Here is a 21,553-nt window from a genome sequence, read left to right as displayed (position 1 = left end):
TACTAGGATCATAAGCTTGCCAGTCTGTTGACCGAATCGCGAAGTTCAACGGCATCCCGTCTGCAAGCGATCCGACTGGATCGGAATTGCTCGGCGACCGTGGCGATCGGACGTTCCCCGCAAATATAGGGATCGGCCGGGGCATCACAAGCGCCCTTCCAGTCCCCGATATCCACACCCCTCGCCCACAAGATGTTGCGTCATGCCAATGTCGCAAAACGAGTCCTTGACGGCTTCGAGCGAGTCGCTTCTTATGGGTTATGCGCTGCTGTTCGCGGCGCGGCCGGAGAGTTCCGAGGCCGGTCTTTTTTCCAGATTTCGATGCGTTTCCGGGTATTCCGCCATCGTGGGGATTGGCGGGAAAGGTGCGGTTTGCGGATAGTTCGGGGGTCGTTAGCCGGGCTGGTAAAATTTAGCGTTAACACTATATTTAGTGTTTGCATCCACGCTTGGCACTAGATACGGTTTAGTTCCCGTTCGGGGAATCGGGACGGGACAGAGTTCCAAAAGAACCCGCGGTGGGTTCGCAGCAAGGCGGGAAAGCCCGATCGGGGCTTTCAGGTGCAAGGCGGCGGGCGACTGCGAAACATGGAGAGCCGGCCATCTTCGGATGGTTGGTGGGTGCGGACTTGCGCTTGTCGAATTGGGCGGAAATCGCCTTCAAAAAGCGCTATATATTGACGAGGAAAAGGGACCACGAAAATGCGCATCGAGCGGCGTTTCACCAAGGCTTCACAATCGTCCTACGGGGAGATCGAATTCCGCAAGGCGGTGAGCGAGATCAGAAACCCGGACGGCTCGATCGTCTTCCGGCTGGCCGATATCGACGTGCCGGCGCAGTTCTCCCAGGTCGCGACAGACGTTCTGGCCCAGAAATATTTCCGCAAGGCAGGTGTCCCCGCGCGGTTGAAGAAGGTGGAAGAGACCTCCGTCCCCTCCTTCCTGTGGCGGTCCGTGGCCGACGAGGCCGAGCTTGCCAAGCTGCCGGAAAATGAGCGCTACGGATCGGAGACCGATGCCCGCCAGGTTTTCGACCGGCTGGCCGGTACCTGGACCTATTGGGGCTGGAAGGGCGGCTATTTCGCCTCCGAGGAAGACGCGCGCGCCTTCCGCGACGAGCTTGCCTACATGCTCGCCACCCAGCGCGTCGCGCCGAATTCCCCGCAATGGTTCAACACCGGCCTTCATTGGGCCTACGGCATAGACGGGCCGAGCCAGGGCCATTTCTATGTCGACCCCTTCACCGGCAAGCTGGTGAAGTCGAAGTCGGCCTACGAGCACCCGCAGCCGCATGCCTGCTTCATCCAGTCCGTCGGCGACGATCTCGTCAACGAAGGCGGCATCATGGACCTTTGGGTGCGCGAGGCGCGGCTGTTCAAATACGGCTCCGGCACCGGCTCCAACTTCTCGCACCTGCGCGGCGAAGGCGAACGGCTTTCGGGCGGCGGCAAATCGTCGGGCCTGATGAGCTTCCTCAAGATCGGCGACCGCGCCGCCGGCGCCATCAAGTCTGGAGGAACGACCAGAAGAGCGGCCAAGATGGTCGTTGTCGACATCGATCATCCCGACATCGAGCAGTATATCGACTGGAAGGTGAACGAGGAGCAGAAGGTCGCGGCCCTCGTCACCGGCTCCAAGATCGTCAGGAAGCATCTCGGCGAGATCATGAAGGCCTGCGTCAACTGCGAAGGGCAGGACGACGATTGCTTCGACCCGTCGATCAACACCGCGCTCAAGCGCGCCATCCGCGCCGCAAAGCGCGACGCGGTGCCGGAGAACACCATCAAGCGCGTTATCCAGTTCGCCAGGCAGGGCTATACCCAGATCACGTTCAAGACCTATGACACGGACTGGGATTCGGAGGCCTACCTCACCGTTTCAGGCCAGAACTCCAACAACTCCGTCTCGCTGAAGGAGGATTTCCTGCGCGCGGTCGAGAACGACAGCGACTGGAACCTCGTCAACCGCATCGACGGCAAGGTGGCCAAGACGCTAAAGGCGCGGGAGCTGTGGGAAAAGATCGGCTACGCCGCCTGGGCCTCGGCCGATCCGGGGCTGCATTTCAACACGACGATGAACGACTGGCACACCTCGCCGGCGGCCGGCCCGATCCGCGCGTCGAACCCGTGCTCGGAATACATGTTCCTCGACGACACGGCCTGCAACCTTGCCTCGATCAACCTGCTCACCTACCGCAACGCCGACGGCACGATCGACATCGCGGCCTATGAGCATTCGGTCAGGCTGTGGACGATGGTGCTCGAAGTGTCGGTGATGATGGCGCAGTTCCCGTCTAAGGAGATCGCGCGTCTTTCCTATGAATACCGCACGCTCGGCCTCGGCTACGCCAATATCGGCGGCCTGCTCATGACCTCCGGCATCCCCTACGATTCGGATGCGGCCCGCGCCATCTGCGCTTCGCTGACCGCGATCATGACCGGCACGGCCTATGCGACCTCGGCCGAAATGGCAGCCGAGCTCGGCGCCTTCCCGGACTACGACCGCAACGCCGAGAACATGCTGCGCGTCATGCGCAACCACCGCCGCGCCGCCTATGGCGAGCACGACGGTTACGAGAAGCTTTCGGTCAATCCGGTGCCGCTCAATGCGGATCATATCTGGCAGAAGGAGTTGGTGGAGCATGCCCGCGCCGCGTGGGACCGCGCCATCGAACTCGGCGAGGAGCACGGCTTCCGCAACGCCCAGGCGACCGTCGTCGCGCCGACCGGCACGATCGGCCTCGTCATGGACTGCGACACGACCGGCATCGAGCCCGACTTCGCGCTGGTGAAGTTCAAGAAGCTCGCCGGCGGCGGCTATTTCAAGATCATCAACCGCGCCGTGCCGGAGGCGCTGCGCTCGCTCGGCTATGGTGAGGCGGAGATCGCCGAAATCGAGGCCTACGCGGTCGGCCACGGCAACCTCAACCAGGCGCCTGCCGTCAACCCTGGCTCGCTGCGCGCAAAAGGCTTCACCGACGAGAAGGTCGCCGCGCTGAATGCCGCCCTGAAGCAGGCTTTCGACATCAAGTTCGTCTTCAACAAATGGACGCTCGGCGAGGATTTCTGCAAGGAGGTGCTCGGCTTCACCGACGAGCAGCTGAACGACCTCTCCTTCGAAATTCTCCCGGCGCTCGGCTTCTCCAGGAAGGAGATCGAGGCGGCTAACATCCACATCTGCGGGGCGATGACGCTGGAAGGCGCGCCGCACCTGAAGGAAGAGCACCTGCCCGTCTTCGACTGCGCCTCGCCCTGCGGCAAGATCGGCAAGCGCTTCCTCTCCGTCGAGAGCCACATCCGCATGATGGCGGCCGCCCAGCCCTTCATCTCGGGCGCCATCTCCAAGACCATCAACATGCCGAACGAGGCGACCGTCGAGGACTGCAAGTCGGCCTACATGCTCTCCTGGAAGCTGGCGCTGAAGGCCAACGCGCTCTACCGCGACGGCTCCAAGCTGTCGCAGCCGCTCAACGCCTCGCTCCTCTCCGACGATGACGAGGAGGCGGACGATCTGGTCGAGGAACTGGTCGCGGCGCCGAGTGCCGCCCGCGCCGCGCAGGTGACGGAAAAGATCGTCGAGCGCATCGTGGAGCGCGTGGTGCGCGACCGCGAGCGGCTGCCCAACCGCCGCAAGGGCTATACGCAGAAAGCAAATGTCGGCGGGCACAAGGTCTATCTGCGCACCGGCGAGTTCGACGACGGGCGGCTCGGCGAGATATTCATCGACATGCACAAGGAAGGCGCCGCCTTCCGCGCGATGATGAACAATTTCGCCATCGCCATCTCGCTCGGCTTGCAATACGGCGTGCCACTGGAGGAATATGTCGAGGCCTTCACCTTCGTGAAATTCGAGCCGGCCGGCATGGTCATCGGCAACGAGGCCATCAAGACCGCGACCTCGATCATCGACTATGTTTTCCGTGAGCTTGCGATCTCCTATCTCGGCCGCAACGACCTAGCCCATGTCGACCCGTCGGAAATCTCCAACACCTCGCTCGGGCGCGGCATGTCGGAAGGCAGGTTGCCGGTATCGAAGGGCCTGACGCGTGGCCAGACCTTCAAGGTCGTGTCGAGCGGCGAGCCGAAGGGCTTTGCAGGGGGTTCGGGGCCCTCCGGGACCATCCCCACCCGCGTCGCCCCCACGGCCGTTTCCGGCTCCAACGTGCGTTCGCTGGCCGCCAGCACCGCGACGGTGACGGCGCTGAAGCCCACCATCTCCGCGCTCGCCGAGGAGGCTACCGCCTTCAAGCGCGACTACGAGGAAAAGGCCCGCGAGGCGGAAGAGACCGAGCAGGCGGAAGCGTCAACCGAACTCTTCACCCAGGACGCCGCGAAGGAAGCTGCCGAAGCCAAGGCCGTCGCCGCTACCCGCCGCCAGAAGGCGATCATGCAGGGCTACACCGGCAACATGTGCTCGGAATGCCAGAATTTTACGATGGTGCGCAACGGCACCTGCGAGAAGTGCGACACTTGCGGGGCGACGAGCGGGTGTAGTTGAGGAAACCTGCTAGCGGCGGAAACGTAACAGCTTCGGCCCGGTCGTAAGATCGGGCCGAAAGGGCAAAAGGAACAAATCGGGAAAGCATCATAAATTCGTTTAAAGGGAAATTTCCTCCCCTCGAAACACCAAAGCCGACCCTGCCGGATCGGCTTTGGATGCCGGAAACGGAAGCTAATATTTTCGCGTCTTACCTTTTAGTTCCCACCAGTCTGGCTGCGTCGTCAGGCCGCCGGTCGCCTTTTCGCGCGCCAAGACTTTCCCTTGCAACGGACCTGCCGCCTCGCTAGGAATCTTCCGCTACGTCACAGGGGGAGGGTGCAGTGTCAGGTGGTGCCAATAAGGCTTTTCTCGCCAATCCGGTCTCTTGGATGAGAACCAATCTTCTGATCGTGGCGCTGCAAGAGACCACGAGCGCACCTACCACCGACACCAAGATCAAATCCGGACTTAAGGCGGCGCCGAAATACCGCGACGGCGTCCTGGTCTCATGCGACATCACGGTGCATCCGACGGACACGGCGACCGCGGCTGGAGGCGGCAGCCGCAAGGCTTATATCGTCACGGGCGCCACCGGCGTCGCGCACAAGTACTCGCACCGGTTCAACGCCTATTACCTGCCGTTCTTCAACAATGATTTTCGCACGATGCGACTGGACCCGACGCAATTCCCGCCCGGCGCGGACATGTTCTTCACCGACAGCGTCAACGGCTGCTCCTTCGCCGCCGGGCCAGGCGCCAATCCGAAGGTCGGGCACTTCAACCGCACCACCGGTCCGCAGGCGCTCGCCGACCAGAACGCCATGGACCACGACATCGGTATGGAATTCGGGGGCGGAACGGTCGTGAAACTGACGAAGGCAACCTATAAGGGCACCTCGATCAGCAAAGCGGCGACCGTGTTCGGCTTCAATAACAACGGAGCCTGGACCTTCTATTGGCAACCGCGCGACGTCGCCGGCTACAATCACCCGACCGGGACGAAATGGGAAATGGGCAACCCGGCCATCGTCCAGTGCGACAATAACGGCTGAGATCGCCGATTATCCGTAGGCGTCGAGCAAACCGCGTAGTTCTTTGTGGAATGGCATCCGCGCCGGCGAAAGCGCGGACATGTTGATGCTTGCCATTCCACGCAGCCCTTGCCCTTTCCGCATTTTCTTCAGCCCATTCTCTCCTTCTTTTCTGAAAGTCAGTTCTTTGACAATAGCCAGGGCCGGAAGGCAGCGTGGCAAAGACGATGCAGACTCTTCTCTCCGACCGCCGCGCGGGCCACCTCTCCCCCTGAAGGGGGCGAGGAAGGGCGCTGCCCTCACGCCGCCGCCATCGCTTCCCTCCGTGGAAACGGCCGGAAAGTCATGGCGATCAGGAAGGCCGCCAGCCCCATGCCCCAGGAGGCTATGTAGAGATAGGCGTAGCTGTCGAAGCGGTCGTAGAGCAGCCCGCCGACGAGCGGCCCGAGCGACATGCCGAGGCTGCCGGCCATGGCGGTGCCGCCGATGATGGTGCCCATCATGCGGAGCGGGAAATTGTCGCGCACGATCACCGCGTAGAGCGGCATGACGCCGGCATAGATGAAGCCGACCACCGCCGCGACACTGTAGAATTGGCCAAGCTGGCTGGCGAAGACATAGCAGAGCACGCCGAAGGCCTGCGCGAGCAGCCCCAGCACCAGCACACGCTGCGCGCCGAAGCGGTCGCCCATGATGCCGAAGGCGATGCGGCCGAACATGCCGGCAAACCCCTCGACGCTGTAGATCGAGACGGCCGCGACCATCGGGATGCCACAGGTGATCGCGTAGCTGACCGTATGGAAGATCGGCCCCGAATGCGTGGCGCAACAGAAGAAATTGGCCGCCAGCAGCACCAGGAATTGCGGCGAGCGCACCGCCTCACGCACCGTCATGTCGGGCTGCGGATCGTCTCCGGCGAAGGCGCCCGCCCCAGCCTCGAGCTGCGGCGGCCGGCGCACCAGAAGTGCTGTCGGAATCATGATCACCGCCGCAACGCAGGCGATGATGAGCATCGAGGCACGCCAGTCATGCATCGTCAAAAGCCATGCGGCGAGTGGCGCCATGGTCATCGGCGCCATGCCCATGCCGGCGGAAACGAGCGACAGAGCGAGGCTGCGCTGCGTCTCGAACCAGCCGGCGACGGACGCCATCATCGGTATCAGCACAGCGGCGGTCGCGCCGCCGACCACGAGGCCGAAGAGGAGCTGGAAGGCGATCAGCGAGGTGGCTCGGCTCGCGAGCGCGAGGCTTGCCGCAAGGATGACGGAGCCCGTCAGCACCACAACGCGCGGCCCGAAGCGGTCGGAAAGGCCGCCTCCGATCATGGCGGCGAAGGCCATGGCGAGGAAGCCGATGGTCATGGCGGTCGATATGCCGGTGACCGACCAGCCGGTCTCCTTCGACATCGTCAGCAGGAAGACCGGGAGCGAAAACATCGACCCGATGGCGACGCAGCCAAGCACGCCGCCCGCCGCGACGATCACCCAACGATAGGAAAACTGAACCATGGCCCTTCTCCGGATTGCCGTTCATGCCGTTTCACGTCCAAGGACGTGAAGGCCCAGGCGATACCGACAATCCGGATGGGTTCGGTGCGAATTTTTTTCGCCAGAGCATTTTGCAGCCAGACGGAACCGTCTGGCGTCGCACAAATGCGGCGAAGAAAATCAAATTGGAGCAGCGGAACCGCGTTCGCCAGAACGCCCGCTGCTCGTGCCAGTGTCGCCCTATTCGGCCGCCACCTTGTCTTGCGTATTCGTATCGAAGTCCGAGGCGTCGTGGCGCTCGTGGAGCTGGCCGGCGGGGTTGCCCGAGGTGCGGTTGACCATGCGGCCGCGCTTCACGGCGGGCCGCGCATAGATCTGGTCGGTCCAGCGCAGCACGTTCTTGTATTCATGCGCCGACAGGAATTCGGCTGCATTGTAGGTCCAGCCCTTCAGAACGCCGCCATACCAGGGAAAAATGGCGATGTCGGCGATCGTGTATTCGCTGCCGGCCATATATTCGTGGTCGGCCAAATGCCGGTCGAGCACGTCGAGCTGGCGCTTGGTCTCCATCGCGTAGCGGTCGATCGCATATTCGAACTTTTTCGGCGCGTAGGCGAAGAAATGACCGAAACCGCCGCCGACGAAAGGCGCCGAGCCCATCTGCCAGAAAAGCCAGGAAAGCGTCTCCGCGCGCGCCGGCTGCGTCGTCGGCAGGAAGGCGCCGAATTTTTCTGCAAGATGCATGAGAATGGCGCCGGATTCGAATATCCGGATCGGCTCCTTGCCGCTGCGGTCCATCAGCGCCGGAATCTTGGAGTTCGGATTGACTTCGACGAAGCCGGAACCGAACTGGTCGCCCTGGCCGATCCGGATCAGCCATGCGTCATATTCGGCTCCCTTGTGACCGGCCGCCAGAAGCTCCTCGAACATGATCGTGACCTTCTGGCCGTTCGGGGTGGCCAGCGAATAGAGTTGGAAAGGATGCTTGCCGACCGGCAGTTCCTTGTCGTGCGTCGGCCCGGCGATCGGCCGGTTGATGCTGGCGAACTCGCCACCGTTCGGCTTGTTCCAGGTCCAGACCTTCGGCGGGGTGTATTCGGTGGAATCGCTCATGTCTCGGTTTCCGGCTGTTGGCTTTGTTCAATGAACGTAGAACATGGGGTATCGAAGCCGTGACGGCAACATATGAGTTGGCAAGAATGGATATGCCACGAGCACGCCGTTCCTCGAATCCCGGCGAGAACAGCTTTTATCGCTCTTTTCCGTGCCTATGGAAGGACCGGACTACCGACGCTCGTCAATCGGCATCCGCGACCATCCGCCGGCCACCGAGCCACGCCCACCAGTCGTTCTCGTCGCCGTTGAAGACGTTGAGGTCGATCTGGCCTTCCACGCCCTGCGACAGGCCGGAGCCGGAATATTGCCAGAACAGCCAGTTACGCCCCGGATAGACCTTGCCCGGATGCTGGGCCGTCGAACGCAGCCAGAACGGATAGTCGAGGAAAACGCCCTGAAGATTGTCGGCATAGAAATCGGGCGTGGTGTAGATGATCGGCCGCTGGCCGTAATGCCGCTCCAGCCGGTCCATGAAGACCTGCATCTTCTCCAGCACTTTGGCGCGCGACGGCCGCCGCTTGCAACTCGACTGGTGGTTCCATTCGACATCGATGACAGGCGGCAGCGCGCCTTGCACCTTCGGCACGTTGCGGATGAACCAGTCCGCCTGTTCGCTGGCGACCCGGCACCAATAGAAGAAATGATAGGCGCCGCGCTTCAGCCCGGCCTCGTCCGCGTCCCGCCAGTTCTTCATGAACATCGGGTCGAGATGGTCGCCACCGTCCGTCGCCTTGATATAGACGAAATTGGCTCCGTGCCGACGGAGCTTGGCCCAATCGATATCGGCCTGCCAGCGCGAGACATCGACGCCATGCACGTCGAGCTTGCGTGGCGAATGGCGGCCAAAATTCACTGGATCCGCGTCACGGAAGCCGTAGGCATAGATGACGCCGCGCGTGGCATGACCTGGTCGCGGCCGGGGCGTCGGCGGCGCAACTTCGTCGATAGCGACAAGCGGCTCGGGCTTCTTCGGTTCGTCGGCTACTGCCATCTCGGCAACCGGGCCGACGCCCACGGCAGCCGGTGGCACGATCACACCTGCCGGCCTCGCGATCGAGCCGGTCTTCTCATGCGATGGCGCCGGCAATTGCAGCGCGTCCACGGCGGATGTGGACGAGCAGCCGGAGGGCAGCATCAGGGCGAGACAAAGAAGGGCGAGGCTCGGCGGGCGCATTGCAACCTGTACGCAGTACCAGACAGACCACGCGCGACCGCGCGTTACGACATACAGGTTCGGACCCTAAGGGCGAAGTACCAACAAAGTTTGAATCGAAATGTTAGGAATTCGATGCTGGGCGAATCATCGATACGCTCCGACCCCTTCGGCAACACGCCACGGCCTGCCGCCGAACGACCAGTCGATCGAAAATCAGGATTTTTGAGGCTAATACCGGCGCCGTGGATTGCGGATCGCAATCAGATGCAGCACATGCCCTGTCCGCAGGGCGAGGAGGCGATCATTTGGAGCGCCGGCAATTCGGCTTCCTCTTCGTCGCTCTCATCCTGACCGCTTCCAAAAAGGCTGCGCACCTCTTCGGGCTCAACCCCGTCGCTTGCCATGACGAGGCGAACGATGGGGTCGTTCAACAGTTCTTCCAGCGCTTCCCTGGCCTTGTCCATGTCGCTTTCTCCTTGCCGCCCTCCTTTTCAGATAAGAACGCGATCGCGGCTTGCCAATGATGCAGGCACGTCGAAATCCTGGCGGAAGCGGGAAATGTTCGTGGCGGCTTCCGGGCGCTGGCCACATTCCTTAACGGAATCGTGTGCTACAAAATGCGGAAATCGGTGCGAAGCCCCCGCTTCCACTGTATTTTGGCTTGAATATTTTCTCACAAACCGCTGAAATGCTGTGCGAATCGTAGGGCTGCGAAGGAATCCGCGATGGAGAAGAGCCCCGACGCCTTCCGGACCATCAGTGAGGTGGCCGAGGAACTCGACCTGCCTCAGCATGTGCTCCGCTTCTGGGAAACACGCTTCAACCAGATCAAGCCGATGAAGCGCGGCGGCGGCCGTCGCTACTACCGGCCGCAGGATGTCGACCTGATCAAGGGCATCCGCCACATGCTCTATGATCAAGGCTATACGATCAAGGGCGTGCAGAAGCTGCTGCGCGACAACGGCAATCAGTTCCTCGTGGCGGTCGGCAGCGGCGACCTTGCGGCAATCGAGGCAATCGCGCAGCGCCGCCAGACTTCCGGTCCGGCGCTGGTGGCTGCTACCGCCGCCCCCCAGGGCGACGACGAGATGCTGGTCGGCGAATCAAGGGTGAAGCCCAGCCGGCGTTTCTTCGGCCTCGGCCGGCCGGACGATGACGGACCGGTGCAAGCCGACAGCGGCAAGCTTTCGCGCGATAACCGCGCACTCCTGCAGGAGGCGCTGTTCGACCTCCTCGAATGCAAGCGGCTCCTTGATCAGGTGCGGTAGGTCAAAGCGACGGCAGGTCGCCTCTTTCCCAAGCGGCGCCGATTTCGGTAGCGCGGTCGGCGAAGCGGCCGGCCTCGATCGCGGTGCGAATGTCCTGCATAAGCGACTGGTAGTAGGCGATATTGTTCCATGAGAGCAGCATCGCGCCAAGCGCCTCGCCCGATTTGACAAGATGGTGCAGATAGGCACGGCTGTAGTCGCGGCTGGCCGGGCAATCGCTCTCCTCATCGAGCGGGCGCGGATCGTCGGCGTGGCGGGCGTTCTTCAGGTTGACCTTGCCGCGCCGTGTATAGGCAAGCCCGTGCCGGCCGGCGCGCGTCGGCATCACACAGTCGAACATGTCGATGCCACGTCCGACCGACTTCAGGATATCGTCTGGCGTGCCGACGCCCATAAGATAGCGCGGCTTGTCCCTCGGCAGCACGGGATCGACCACGTCGAGCATGTCGAGCATCACTGCCTGCGGCTCGCCGACCGCCAATCCGCCGACCGAGTACCCCTTCAGGCCGAGCGCGGCCAGCGCCAAGGCGGACCGCTCGCGAAGGCGCGCCACATCGCCGCCCTGGACGATCCCGAACATGGCCTTGCCCGGCTGCTCGCCGAAGGCGATCTTACAGCGCTCCGCCCAGCGCAGCGACATTTCCATGGCACGCTCGATATCGGCTTCATCGGCAGGTAGGCGCACGCATTCGTCAAGCTGCATCTGGATGTCCGAATCAAGCAGCCCTTGGATCTCGATCGAGCGCTCCGGCGTCATCTCGTAGGGCACGCCGTCTATATGCGAACGGAAGACGACGCCGCTTTCAGTAAGCTTGCGCAGCTTGGCCAGCGACATCACCTGGAAGCCGCCGGAATCGGTCAGGATCGGCCACGGCCAACGGCCGAATTCGTGCAGGCCTCCCAGCCGGGCGACACGCTCGGCACCGGGCCGCAACATCAGATGATAGGTATTACCAAGGATGATGTCGGCGCCGGTGGCGCGTACGTCGTCCATGAACATCGCCTTGACCGTGCCGCCGGTCCCAACCGGCATGAAGGCCGGCGTCCGCACCGTGCCGCGCGGCATGGTGATCTCGCCGCGTCGCGCCCGGCCGTCCGTAGCGAGAAGGCGGAAGGAGAACTCGGCGTTTGCCGGGTACGCCATTTCCGGCGCGTACAGTTCCGTCTTCATGACGCCTCTGCCCGAAACAGCAGGCTGGCGTCGCCATAGGAATAGAATCGATAGCCACCCTCGATCGCATGGGCATAGGCGCTCTTCATCGTCTCCGTCCCGGCAAAAGCAGAAACGAGCATGAACAATGTCGAGCGCGGCAGGTGGAAATTCGTCATCAACACGTCCACGAATTTAAAGCGATAGCCCGGCGTGATGAAGATATCCGTCGAACCCGACCACGCCGACAGTTTTCCGTCATCGTCCGCCGCGCTTTCCAGAAGCCGGAGCGAGGTCGTGCCGACCGAAACAATGCGGCCTCCCCTCGCCCGCACCGCGTTCAGCGACGCGGCGGTTTCGGCTGAAACATGGCCGATCTCCTCATGCATGCGATGATCGACCGTATCGTCCGCCTTGACCGGCAGGAAGGTGCCGGCCCCGACATGCAGCGTGACGAAATGGCGTTCGATGCCACGCGCATCGAGCGCCCGCATCAATTCCGGCGTAAAGTGAAGGCCGGCGGTCGGCGCGGCGACCGCACCTTCCTCGCGCGCGTAGATGGTCTGATAGTCGGTGCGGTCGCGCTCGTCTTCGGCTCGCTTCGAGGCGATGTAGGGTGGAAGCGGCACATGACCGGCGGCGTGGATCGCCTCATCCAGCAACGGGCCGGAAAGATCGAAGGCAAGCAAAGCTTCGCCGGCCTCGCCCTTCTCGATCACCGTTGCATCGAGCGTGCCGAGGAAACAGACTTCGCCGGAATGGCCGAAGCGGATACGGTCGCCCGACTGCAACCGCTTCGCCGGGCGCACGAATGCCTTCCAGCGATCCGGGCCGGCGCGCATATGCAGCGTCGCGTCGATATGGGCTATCGTGCCGTCCCGATCGCGTGTTCCCGCAAGTTGCGCGGGGATCACCTTGGTATCGTTGAAGACCAGTGCGTCGCCCGGCCGGAGCAGATCCGGCAGGTTGCGGACGATACGATCCTCAAGTCCCCCCTGCGGCTGCACGACAAGCAGTTTCGCCGCATCGCGCGGGACAGCCGGGCGGAGCGCGATACGCTCTTCCGGCAGGTCGAAATCGAACAGATCCACTTTCATGCGGCGGCAATAGCGCCATTTCCCGCAAACCGCCACGGCGAATTGCCGCGGCGGTGTCCTACTACCCTGTCACGATCCGGCTACGCGGCGTCGGCCGCGACCTTCATCGATACGATCTTGTCGGGATCCTGTACGGGCTCGCCGCGCTTGATCTTGTCGACGTTGTCCATCCCCTCGATCACCTGGCCCCAGACCGAATATTGCCGGTTGAGGAAGCCCGCATCATCGAAGCAGATGAAGAATTGCGAGTTGGCGGAATTCGGGTTCTGCGCCCGCGCCATCGAGCAGGTACCGCGGCCATGATTCGCGTTGGAGAACTCGGCCTTTAGGTCCGGCTTGTCGGAGCCACCCATACCCGCCCGGCTGGGGTTGAAGGACGAGGCGCCGCTCTTGCCGTACTGCACGTCGCCGGTCTGCGCCATGAAGCCATCGATGACGCGATGGAAGACCACGCCGTCATAGGCGCCCTCGCGGGTCAGTTCCTTGATACGCGCGACGTGGCCGGGGGCGAGATCGGGAAAGAGTTCGATGACCACATTGCCCTTGGTCGTCTCCATCAGGAGGGTGTTCTCGGGGTCCTTTATTTCAGCCACAGGGCCTTCCTTTCGTTTCTCTATTTCGCCGCATCCGACGCGATGCGGACCTTGATCATGACGTCGGGATCGGTGACGGCACCGTTCTCGGCAGGGTCACCCTTCTTGATCTTGTCGACGAGTTCCATGCCGCTCTCTACATCGCCGACGACCGTATAATCCCCCTCGAGCGAGGGTGCGGGCGCGAACATGATGAAGAATTGCGAATTGGCGGAGTTCGGATCCTGCGCGCGCGCCATACCGACCGTGCCGCGCACATAGGGTTCCTTGGAGAACTCGGCCGGCAGGTTGGGCAGGTCGGAGCCACCGGTGCCGGCGAGTTCGGCATTGTAGCCCTTCTTGGTGTTTCCGTATTTCACGTCTCCCGTCTGCGCCATGAAGCCTGCGATGACACGGTGGAAGGCGACATGGTCGTAGGCCCCTTCCCGCACCAGCTTCTTGATCTGAGCGACATGTTTGGGCGCGAGGTCAGGCCGAAGCGCGATCGTCACATCGCCGTCCTTCAGCGTGATGATCATGGTGTTATCGGGATCGGCCGCGAAGGAGGGTACGGCCAGGGAGACGGCGCCGATCAATACGGTGGCGAACAGGGCACGCCGGGAAAGTTGCATGGAATTCTCCTGAAAATCCTGATAACCGGCCCGGCCTACCGACCCCGGGACGCGAATTTCTTCTTGATCGCGGCGGCGACGGGAGCCGGCACGAACGGGCGGATGTCGCCGCCCATCGAGGCGATCTGGCGTACCAATGTGGCGGTAATGGTTCTGACCGATGGGCTTGCCGGCAGGAACACGGTTTGCAGTTCCGGCGCCATGGTCTCGTTCATGCCGGCCATCTGCATTTCGTAGTCGAGGTCGGTGCCGTCACGCAGGCCGCGAATCATGATCGAGGCGCCGTACCTGCGGCTCGCTTCAATCAGGAGTCCGTCGAAGGCCACTACCTTGATCCGCGCGCGATCCTCGCCGAGTTCCGATTCGGCGGAAACCTCGATCAGCTGGACGCGCTCTTCGAAGGAAAACAGCGGTGCCTTGCCCGGATGCACGCCGATCGCAACGACGATCTCGTCGGCGACCGCAAGCGACGCTTTCAGGACGTCGAAGTGACCGTTGGTCAGCGGATCGAACGACCCGCCATATATGGCAATACGCGCGCTCATCGGGCCGCTTCTATCCGGCATGCGATGCAAAGGCAATTTCCGATATCCAGGGTCGAACAGCCCTCGCGAACGACTGCATTCAGCGACGCGCCAGCGCCAGCCAGACACCGCCGCCGATCAGGAAGCTTCCGGCGATACGCTCGGCGATGCGGATGCGGCCACGCGACAGCCAGCTTCCGGCGCGGCCGGCGGCGATCGCGTAAAGGCCATCGAAGATGGTGGCGACGGCCATGAAGATCACCCCGTAAAGGACGGTCTGGAGCGCCGTATTTCCGGCCGGATTGATGAATTGCGGAATGAAGGCGCCGAAGAAGAAAAGCGCCTTCGGGTTCGACCAGATAACGAAGAAACCCTGCAACGTGAACGATCGGGGCCTTCGCGAACCGGCATCGACGCTGCCGAGGTTCCCGTCGGAGCGCCAGAGCTTGATGCCGAGCCAGATCAGATAGGCGGCGCCCGCCAGGCGCAATATGTCGAAGAAATCGCCCAGCCCCGCAACGATTGCGGAGAGGCCGAGCGCCAGAACCGCGATCATGGTCATCAGACCGATCTGCGTGCCGACTACGTTCAGGAGGCCTGCGCGCGTGCCGTATTTCATCGAATTGGCGATCGTGACGGTCACGGTCGGCCCCGGCACGATGATGATCACGAAACATGCAAGCGCATAGGAAAGAAGCGTTGTCCATTCCGGCATGCGGGCGGCCTCCAACGTCGAAAACGGCGGATCAATGCACGGCTCCGCCGCCAGCGCAAGCGGTACCTGAAATCGGCCCATTTAGGTGCTATATTAAATAAGTATTCGCCGCCTGCCGGCCTCCTTTGTCGCGGAAGCCGCCCAGCTTGCAGCGCATACGCCAACAAAAGGAGCCAAACATGCATGTCTCTGACATTCTCGCGGCGAAAAGAGGGGAACAGGTGCACACGGTGCGCCCGGACGAGAGCATCGGAAACCTGGTGCAGCGATTGCGGCTGGAACGGATCGGGGCGCTTGTCGTCAGCGAACAGGGAAACACGGTGGACGGCATCATTTCCGAGCGCGACGTGGCGCACGGCCTTGCCGAGCACGGCGCGGACGTCCTGAACCGGAAGGTCAGGGACCTGATGACGGGCGCCGTCACCACCTGCCCACCCGGCGAGACGCTTGCCCACGTCGCAAAGCTGATGACGCACCGGCGCATCCGGCATATCCCGATCGTCGAAGGCAAGAAACTGGTCGGCATCGTCAGTATCGGCGACGTCGTTCGCTATCGGCTGGACGAACTCGAACTCGAGCAGAGCGTGCTGCGCGACTACGCCGTCGCCAGGCAGTGATTTCGCCGGGTGTTCCCGCGCTGCAACACTTGCCGCTTCAAATAAACGTGTCGGCCGGCACCAAGCGGCATGGCCTTGTATTTCCACTTCATGAACCACAGATGAATGGTGAAGCCAGCAACGCTTCAGGGTCGATGAGGCAATCTTCCTCATCCTCGATGAAACCAAATCGAGCGCCGCCCGTTGTTGAGGCAAGGAGTACAGGACCATGATGATTATCATGCTTGCCGCGGCCATGACATTGGCCATGCTTATCGCTACAGCTTTCGGCCTTCACCAAGAAGCCGAGAAGGTTCGGCTGGATGAGCGCAACAAGACTTTGAACCGGTATATTCCGAAGTAACCAGTCTCCTGTATCGAGTTTCACGAAACGGCGTGACGAAAGCTTAGGCTTCCGTCGCGCCGTTTCCGTTTTCGCCTTCATCTTCCTCGCCATTCGGCTCCGATATCCGCTCGACAGACACCACCTTCTCGCCTTCCGCCGTGTTGAAGATGGTAACGCCTTTGGTTGCCCGGCTGGCGAAGCGGATATTGTTCACCGGCACGCGGATGACGGTGCCGCCGTCGGAAACCAGCATGATCTGGTCCTCGTTGGCGACGGGGAAAGTCGCGACCAGCCGGCCGATTTCTCCCACCTTCGATACATCGGTCGCGCGGATGCCCTTGCCGCCACGTCCCGTCAGGCGGAAATCATAGGTGGACGAGCGCTTGCCATAGCCGAACTCCGTCACGGTCAGCACGAACTGCTCGTGATCCTTCAGATACAGGTAGCGTTCCTCCGAAAGATCGGTCTCCTCGCCGATATCCTCGTTGGTGAGGGCTATCTCCTCTTCTTCGCCCTCCCCAGCCGCAGCGCGACGCTCCGCCCCGGAACGCTTCAGATAGGCGGCGCGCTCGGCGGGTGAGGCCTCGACATGGCCGAGGATGGTCATCGAGATCGCCCGGTCGCTGTCGCCAAGCGCGATGCCGCGCACGCCGATCGAGTTGCGGCCGGCGAAGACGCGCACATCGGTGACCGGGAAACGGATGCACTGGCCGGAATTCGCGGTCAGCAGCACATCGTCGTTTTCCGTGCAGGTCTCGACATTGAGGATCTCGTCGCCCTCGTCGAGCTTCATGGCGATCTTGCCGTTACGATTGACCTGAACGAAGTCCGAAAGCTTGTTGCGCCTCACCGTGCCGCGAGTGGTGGCGAACATCACGTCGAGTTCGCCCCAGCTTCCCTCGTCCTCCGGCAGCGGCAGGATAGCGGTGATGCGATCGCCATTGTCGATGGGCAGCATGTTGATGAGTGCCTTGCCCCGCGCCTGCGGCGTGCCCACCGGCAGCCGCCAGACCTTCTCCTTGTAGACGATGCCGCGCGAGGAGAAGAACAGTACCGGCGTATGCGTATTGGCGACGAACAGCCGCGTGACGAAATCCTCGTCGCGTGTCGACATGCCCGAACGGCCCTTGCCGCCGCGCGCCTGCGCCCGATAGATCGAGAGCGGCACGCGCTTGATGTAGCCGCCATGGGTGACGGTGACGACCATATCCTCGCGCTGGATGAGGTCCTCGTCTTCCATGTCGGCGCCGCCGTCGGTGAGCTCGGTGCGGCGGGGCGTACCGAACTCGTCACGCAGCGCGACGAGTTCGTCCTTGACGATCTGCTGGATGCGCGCTCGCGAGCCCAATATGTCGAGATAGTCCGCGATCTCGACGCCGATCTTGTTCAACTCGTCGGCGATCTCGTCGCGGCCGAGCGCGGTCAGCCGCTGCAGCCGAAGTTCGAGGATGGCGCGCGCCTGCTCTTCGGACAGGTTGTAGGTGCCGTCCTCGTTGATGCGGTGGCGCGGGTCGTCGATCAGCGTGATGAGCGCGGAAACGTCGCCCGCCGGCCAGCGCCGGGTCATCAACTGCTCGCGCGCGCTTTGCGGGTCGGGCGCGTTGCGTATGAGGCGGATCACCTCGTCGATATTGGCGACCGCGATCGCCAGGCCGACCAGCACATGCGCGCGCTCTCGCGCCTTCCTGAGCAGGTAACGCGTTCGCCTGGCGACGACTTCCTCGCGGAAGGACACGAAGGCGCGCAGCATGTCGAGGAGCGTCATCTGCTCCGGCTTGCCGCCGTTCAGCGCCACCATGTTGGCGCCGAACGAGGTTTGCAGCGGCGTATAGCGGTAGAGTTGGTTGAGCACCACGTCGCCAACCGCGTCGCGCTTCAGCTCGATGACGACGCGATAGCCCTGCCGGTCACTCTCGTCGCGTATGTCGGAGATGCCCTCGATGCGCTTGTCGCGCACCAGTTCGGCCATCTTCTCCTGCATCGTCGCCTTGTTTACCTGGAAGGGCACCTCGGTGACGATGATCGCCTCGCGGTCGCCACGGATGGTCTCGAAATGCACCTTGCCGCGCATGACGATCGAGCCGCGCCCGGTCGAATAGGCGCTGTAGATGCCGGCGCGGCCGAGGATCAGGCCGCCGGTCGGGAAGTCAGGACCGGGGATGATCTCCATCAGTTCCGGCAAGTCGATCGCCGGATTGTCGATCAGCGCGATGCAGCCATTGACGACTTCGGTCAGATTGTGTGGCGGGATGTTGGTCGCCATGCCGACGGCGATACCGCCCGAGCCGTTGACGAGAAGGTTCGGGAAGCGCGCCGGCAGGACCTTCGGTTCCTGCGAGGCGGCGTCGTAGGTGTCCTGGAAATCGACGGTCTCCTTGTCGATATCCTCCAGAAGCTCGTGCGCGACCTTGGTCAGCCGCGATTCGGTGTAACGCATCGCCGCAGGCGGATCGCCGTCGATCGAGCCGAAATTGCCCTGCCCGTCGATGAGCGGCACGCGCAACGACCAGTCCTGCGCCATGCGCACCAGGGCATCGTAGATCGAGGCGTCGCCATGCGGGTGGTATTTACCCATCACGTCGGCGACGGGACGCGCCGATTTCACATATTTACGGTTCCAGTGATAGCCGCTCTCATGGCTGGCGTAGAGGATGCGGCGATGCACCGGCTTCAGCCCGTCGCGCACGTCCGGCAGCGCCCTGCTGACGATCACGCTCATTGCGTAATCGAGATAGGAACGCTGCATTTCCTCGATGATGGAAACCGGCTCTATGTCCGACGGCCCGCCCGGGCCGCTTGGTGTCGTCTGGTCAGTCAAAACGGATCACGATGCTGATTGGGAATCACGTCTCTCTTATATAGGAATTCCGCGCCAAACTCCAATGCCTGCGGCTATTTCCGGAAGGGCTTTTTTGATGAAATATCAAATGGATAAGGGCATAGGCAACGAAGATGCAAAAACACTTTACCCGCCCGCCCCGCCGCGGGTGAAAATCTGTCGAATATCCCCGTTTGAAAGCCATCGTCCATGGAGGCATATGCCCTCATCACCACGCTGCCTTCCGGCCCTGGCCATTGAAAGTCGGGAAGCGGGGCGCGAGGCCGTGCCTTCCGAATATAAATACGTGGCGCGACACACGCGCCCCGCCGGCGATTTCTGTTCCCGCCTGTTCCGCTGCTCCCGAAGCGCTCTTCTGCTTCGGGTCTGTGTGCCTTCATCCGGCACGCAGGGGTCATAGTGCCCCCAGGGGAACCTCCAGACGGGACCTCCCCGGCCATGATGCCACGTCGGCATCACGGCGGAGGCGCCGGCTCCTCCCCACGCAATCACCGTCATGATCGGTGTTCCCGATGGGAGGAACTGACGGGGATTATGGAGGAAAGGCAGGAGGCGTGGAGAAACCGACAGAAGAAAAATGCGAAAAGCGCGGAGATCAGCGGCTTCCGGAGGCAGGCAGGCGCGATCCTGTCCACGTTTGGCGGTCGGCCCCTCCCTCCGTCATTCCCGGCCTCGTGAGCGACTGAAAGGAGCGGAGAGTGTCGGGAATCCATGCTGTGGCCTTACGGACGAACACCAGTGATGAAGAAGTCCGTCCATTCCGAACCCTCCGGCTCGCCACACATCGCTCAGGCCTGGATTCCCGACACTCTCCGCTCCTTCCAGTCGCTCACGAGGTCGGGAATGACGGCGTTTCATTGGCCTTCCGACAATCGTCGAGAATGGGGAGCCGCCGCGCTTGCGCGCCGCTACGGAATAGGTCTCGGACAACCGGCCTGCCTTCGGGGATGACGCGCAGGATGGTTCTGCCGTCCCTATTCGCCGGCCTTTGCCTCTTCCGGAGCGAGCTTATCCTCGATCTCGGATGGCACGGTGGATTCGGAAGAGCCTGCCTCTTCGTTCTCCTTGCGCTCCTCCGACCGCTTCCTCTCCACCCAGCGCGAGGCGATGATGGCGACCTCGTAGAGCACGATCGTCGGCAAAGCGAGGCCGATCTGGCTCATCGGGTCCGGAGGTGTGAGGACGGCGGCGACGATGAAGGCGATGACGATCGCATATTTGCGCTTACTTCTCAGTCCTTCGGATGTGAGGATCCCGACGCGCGTCAGGAGCGTCGTCACCACCGGAAGCTGGAAAACGAGGCCGAATGAGAAGATCAGCGTCATGATGAGGCTGAGATATTCCGACACTTTCGGCAGCAGCGAAATCTGCACATCCTGCCCGTTTCCGACCTGCTGCATGGACAGGAAGAACCACATCACCATTGGGGTGAAGAAGAAATAGACGAGGCAGCCGCCCATCAGGAACAGGATGGGCGAGGCGATCAGGAACGGCAGGAAGGCGTGACGCTCGTTCTTGTAGAGGCCGGGCGCCACGAATTTGTAGATTTGCGCGGCAATCAGCGGAAAAGCGATCACCGCGCCGCCGAACATGGCGATCTTGACCTGCGTGAAGAAGAATTCCTGCGGCGCGGTATAGATGAGTTCGACCTTGGAGGGGTCGAGATGCGCCAATCCCACCGCCCATTTGAATGGGATGACCAGCAGGTTGAAAAGCCGCTTGGCGAAGAAGAAGCATCCGAGGAAGGCAATGAAGAAGCCGGCGATGCACCAGATCAGCCGGCGCCTGAGTTCAACCAGGTGCTCGATCAGCGGTGCCGAAGATTTCTCGATCTCGTCGTCTTCTGCGCTCAACGGGCGCTTCCCGTCTTTTTCCTGCCGGCCGGTCCAGTCCTGGCCGGCGCCCTTTTAGCCGAAGCCGAAGCCGATTTGGAAGCCTTGGCCGCGGTCGTTTTCGACGCGGGCGTTTTGGGGGCGGCACCAGCCTTCGGCGATGTCTTGCCGGAAGCTTTCGGCGGTGCCGCTTTCACGGGAGCCGCAACACCCGCCGAAGCGGAAATCTTTGGCGCGGCGGTTTTTCGCGCGCCCGTCTTCGCCACGGCAGCCTTCGCGCGTGCCGGCGTCTTCTTCGGCTTGGGCGCCGCCTCGCCCGGCAGCGCGGCCGCGCCATTCTTCAGCGGTTCCGCCGCCACGGGCTCGGCAGCCGTCTCGGCCGGAGTTGGCTTCGGCTGCGGCTTCAAGGCATCGTCGAGGCCGGCGCGCACTTGCTGCCCGACATCCTCGATCGGGGCGAGATGCTTCCGGATCTCGTTCATCGGATTGATCTTGCGCACCGAACTCAACGTTTCAGTGACGTCGTCGAGTTCGGCTTCCTTGAGCGCCTCGTCGAACTGGCGGCGGAAATCCCCCGCCATGGTGCGCAGCTTGGACGTCGTGCGTCCGAACTGGCGCAGCATACGCGGCAAATCCTTCGGGCCAACGACCACGATCAGCACGATCGCGATCACCAGCATCTCGCTCCAGCCGACGTCGAACATCTATACCGT

The 21,553-nt window shown here is 62.4% G+C and carries 18 protein-coding genes; 4 read left to right on the top strand and 14 right to left on the bottom strand.

Translation table 11 applies throughout. From position 1 onward, the window contains the following. Nucleotides 1–702: 702 nt before the first annotated feature. The gene (locus tag RBH77_RS14225) at nucleotides 703–4,497 is read left to right on the top strand and encodes a vitamin B12-dependent ribonucleotide reductase (RefSeq protein ID WP_311028253.1); all 3,795 of its coding nucleotides are present in this window, start codon (nucleotides 703–705) and stop codon (nucleotides 4,495–4,497) included. A 371-nt stretch (nucleotides 4,498–4,868) separates the two neighbouring features. Further along, on the top strand, nucleotides 4,869–5,531 hold the full coding sequence (locus RBH77_RS14220) for a hypothetical protein (RefSeq protein WP_311028252.1): 663 nt from the start codon (nucleotides 4,869–4,871) through the stop codon (nucleotides 5,529–5,531). Nucleotides 5,532–5,809: 278 nt separating this feature from the next. Here RBH77_RS14220 and RBH77_RS14215 read toward each other — a convergent pair whose 3' ends face one another. The 4 genes from RBH77_RS14215 to RBH77_RS14200 all read right to left on the bottom strand — a co-directional run bounded on the left by RBH77_RS14215 (nucleotide 5,810) and on the right by RBH77_RS14200 (nucleotide 9,733). Further along, a complete protein-coding gene (locus RBH77_RS14215) occupies nucleotides 5,810–7,018 on the bottom strand; it encodes an MFS transporter (RefSeq protein ID WP_311028251.1) in 1,209 nt (402 codons plus the stop codon). A gap of 219 nt (nucleotides 7,019–7,237) precedes the next feature. Further along, complete coding sequence (gene yghU / locus RBH77_RS14210; RefSeq protein ID WP_311028250.1) at nucleotides 7,238–8,110, bottom strand: glutathione-dependent disulfide-bond oxidoreductase; 873 nt, start codon at nucleotides 8,108–8,110, stop codon at nucleotides 7,238–7,240. 184 nt (nucleotides 8,111–8,294) lie between these two features. Beyond that, complete coding sequence (locus RBH77_RS14205; RefSeq protein ID WP_311028249.1) at nucleotides 8,295–9,287, bottom strand: glycoside hydrolase family 25 protein; 993 nt, start codon at nucleotides 9,285–9,287, stop codon at nucleotides 8,295–8,297. A 242-nt stretch (nucleotides 9,288–9,529) separates the two neighbouring features. Then, nucleotides 9,530–9,733: a hypothetical protein gene (locus tag RBH77_RS14200; RefSeq protein WP_311028248.1), complete on the bottom strand. Its 204-nt coding sequence runs from the start codon at nucleotides 9,731–9,733 to the stop codon at nucleotides 9,530–9,532. Between the two features lie 261 nt (nucleotides 9,734–9,994). Here RBH77_RS14200 and RBH77_RS14195 point away from each other — a divergent pair, with 261 nt between their 5' ends. Beyond that, nucleotides 9,995–10,537, top strand: coding sequence for a MerR family transcriptional regulator (locus RBH77_RS14195; protein WP_311028247.1), 543 nt, complete (start codon nucleotides 9,995–9,997; stop codon nucleotides 10,535–10,537). 1 nt (nucleotide 10,538) lies between these two features. Here RBH77_RS14195 and tgt read toward each other — a convergent pair whose 3' ends face one another. The 6 genes from tgt to RBH77_RS14165 all read right to left on the bottom strand — a co-directional run bounded on the left by tgt (nucleotide 10,539) and on the right by RBH77_RS14165 (nucleotide 15,227). Then, the gene (tgt, locus tag RBH77_RS14190; protein WP_371832779.1) at nucleotides 10,539–11,708 is read right to left on the bottom strand and encodes a tRNA guanosine(34) transglycosylase Tgt; all 1,170 of its coding nucleotides are present in this window, start codon (nucleotides 11,706–11,708) and stop codon (nucleotides 10,539–10,541) included. Next, nucleotides 11,705–12,784, bottom strand: a complete 1,080-nt coding sequence (queA, locus tag RBH77_RS14185) for a tRNA preQ1(34) S-adenosylmethionine ribosyltransferase-isomerase QueA (protein ID WP_311028246.1) — start codon at nucleotides 12,782–12,784, stop codon at nucleotides 11,705–11,707. Before queA ends, tgt begins: the two co-directional genes overlap by 4 nt. Before the next feature lie 80 nt (nucleotides 12,785–12,864). Further along, on the bottom strand, nucleotides 12,865–13,377 hold the full coding sequence (locus RBH77_RS14180; RefSeq protein ID WP_311028245.1) for a peptidylprolyl isomerase: 513 nt from the start codon (nucleotides 13,375–13,377) through the stop codon (nucleotides 12,865–12,867). Nucleotides 13,378–13,397: 20 nt separating this feature from the next. Further along, complete coding sequence (locus tag RBH77_RS14175) at nucleotides 13,398–13,988, bottom strand: peptidylprolyl isomerase (RefSeq protein WP_371832778.1); 591 nt, start codon at nucleotides 13,986–13,988, stop codon at nucleotides 13,398–13,400. A 35-nt stretch (nucleotides 13,989–14,023) separates the two neighbouring features. After that, complete coding sequence (coaD, locus tag RBH77_RS14170; protein WP_311028244.1) at nucleotides 14,024–14,533, bottom strand: pantetheine-phosphate adenylyltransferase; 510 nt, start codon at nucleotides 14,531–14,533, stop codon at nucleotides 14,024–14,026. A gap of 79 nt (nucleotides 14,534–14,612) precedes the next feature. Beyond that, nucleotides 14,613–15,227, bottom strand: coding sequence for a LysE family translocator (locus RBH77_RS14165; protein ID WP_311028243.1), 615 nt, complete (start codon nucleotides 15,225–15,227; stop codon nucleotides 14,613–14,615). Nucleotides 15,228–15,406: 179 nt separating this feature from the next. Between RBH77_RS14165 and RBH77_RS14160 the strand changes: the two genes are divergently transcribed. Next, entirely contained in the window at nucleotides 15,407–15,844 is a 438-nt protein-coding gene (locus RBH77_RS14160; RefSeq protein WP_311028242.1) for a CBS domain-containing protein, read from the top strand. A gap of 88 nt (nucleotides 15,845–15,932) precedes the next feature. Here the strand turns inward: RBH77_RS14160 and RBH77_RS14155 are convergent, their stop codons facing one another. From RBH77_RS14155 to tatB, 4 genes are all read right to left on the bottom strand, one after another. Beyond that, nucleotides 15,933–16,268, bottom strand: a complete 336-nt coding sequence (locus RBH77_RS14155; RefSeq protein WP_311028241.1) for a hypothetical protein — start codon at nucleotides 16,266–16,268, stop codon at nucleotides 15,933–15,935. Beyond that, nucleotides 16,231–18,987 carry a DNA gyrase subunit A gene (gyrA, locus tag RBH77_RS14150; protein WP_311028240.1) on the bottom strand — a complete coding sequence of 919 codons (2,757 nt, stop codon included), beginning with the start codon at nucleotides 18,985–18,987 and terminating at the stop codon, nucleotides 16,231–16,233. The genes RBH77_RS14155 and gyrA overlap by 38 nt, the downstream gene beginning before the upstream one ends. 995 nt (nucleotides 18,988–19,982) lie before the next feature. Next, entirely contained in the window at nucleotides 19,983–20,861 is an 879-nt protein-coding gene (tatC, locus tag RBH77_RS14145) for a twin-arginine translocase subunit TatC (protein WP_311028239.1), read from the bottom strand. Then, nucleotides 20,858–21,544 carry a Sec-independent protein translocase protein TatB gene (gene tatB / locus RBH77_RS14140; RefSeq protein WP_311028238.1) on the bottom strand — a complete coding sequence of 229 codons (687 nt, stop codon included), beginning with the start codon at nucleotides 21,542–21,544 and terminating at the stop codon, nucleotides 20,858–20,860. Before tatB ends, tatC begins: the two co-directional genes overlap by 4 nt. Nucleotides 21,545–21,553: the final 9 nt, after the last annotated feature.

Origin of the sequence: Mesorhizobium koreense (assembly GCF_031656215.1) — a bacterium.
Classification (GTDB): domain Bacteria; phylum Pseudomonadota; class Alphaproteobacteria; order Rhizobiales; family Rhizobiaceae; genus Mesorhizobium_L; species Mesorhizobium_L koreense.
The sequence above is the reverse complement of the archived record's forward strand: the minus strand, read 5'-3'. Positions and strand labels throughout refer to the sequence as shown.

Coding starts and splice junctions, on each gene's coding strand:
- tatB (WP_311028238.1), bottom strand. CDS start 21,544: ATGTTCGACGTCGGCTGGAGCGAGATGCTGGTGATCGCGATCGTGCTG.
- RBH77_RS14155 (WP_311028241.1), bottom strand. CDS start 16,268: ATGAAGGCGAAAACGGAAACGGCGCGACGGAAGCCTAAGCTTTCGTCA.
- RBH77_RS14200 (WP_311028248.1), bottom strand. CDS start 9,733: ATGGACAAGGCCAGGGAAGCGCTGGAAGAACTGTTGAACGACCCCATC.
- RBH77_RS14195 (WP_311028247.1), top strand. CDS start 9,995: ATGGAGAAGAGCCCCGACGCCTTCCGGACCATCAGTGAGGTGGCCGAG.
- RBH77_RS14225 (WP_311028253.1), top strand. CDS start 703: ATGCGCATCGAGCGGCGTTTCACCAAGGCTTCACAATCGTCCTACGGG.
- coaD (WP_311028244.1), bottom strand. CDS start 14,533: ATGAGCGCGCGTATTGCCATATATGGCGGGTCGTTCGATCCGCTGACC.
- RBH77_RS14220 (WP_311028252.1), top strand. CDS start 4,869: ATGAGAACCAATCTTCTGATCGTGGCGCTGCAAGAGACCACGAGCGCA.
- yghU (WP_311028250.1), bottom strand. CDS start 8,110: ATGAGCGATTCCACCGAATACACCCCGCCGAAGGTCTGGACCTGGAAC.
- RBH77_RS14205 (WP_311028249.1), bottom strand. CDS start 9,287: ATGCGCCCGCCGAGCCTCGCCCTTCTTTGTCTCGCCCTGATGCTGCCC.
- queA (WP_311028246.1), bottom strand. CDS start 12,784: ATGAAAGTGGATCTGTTCGATTTCGACCTGCCGGAAGAGCGTATCGCG.
- RBH77_RS14160 (WP_311028242.1), top strand. CDS start 15,407: ATGCATGTCTCTGACATTCTCGCGGCGAAAAGAGGGGAACAGGTGCAC.
- RBH77_RS14175 (WP_371832778.1), bottom strand. CDS start 13,988: ATGCAACTTTCCCGGCGTGCCCTGTTCGCCACCGTATTGATCGGCGCC.
- RBH77_RS14215 (WP_311028251.1), bottom strand. CDS start 7,018: ATGGTTCAGTTTTCCTATCGTTGGGTGATCGTCGCGGCGGGCGGCGTG.
- RBH77_RS14165 (WP_311028243.1), bottom strand. CDS start 15,227: ATGCCGGAATGGACAACGCTTCTTTCCTATGCGCTTGCATGTTTCGTG.
- tgt (WP_371832779.1), bottom strand. CDS start 11,708: ATGAAGACGGAACTGTACGCGCCGGAAATGGCGTACCCGGCAAACGCC.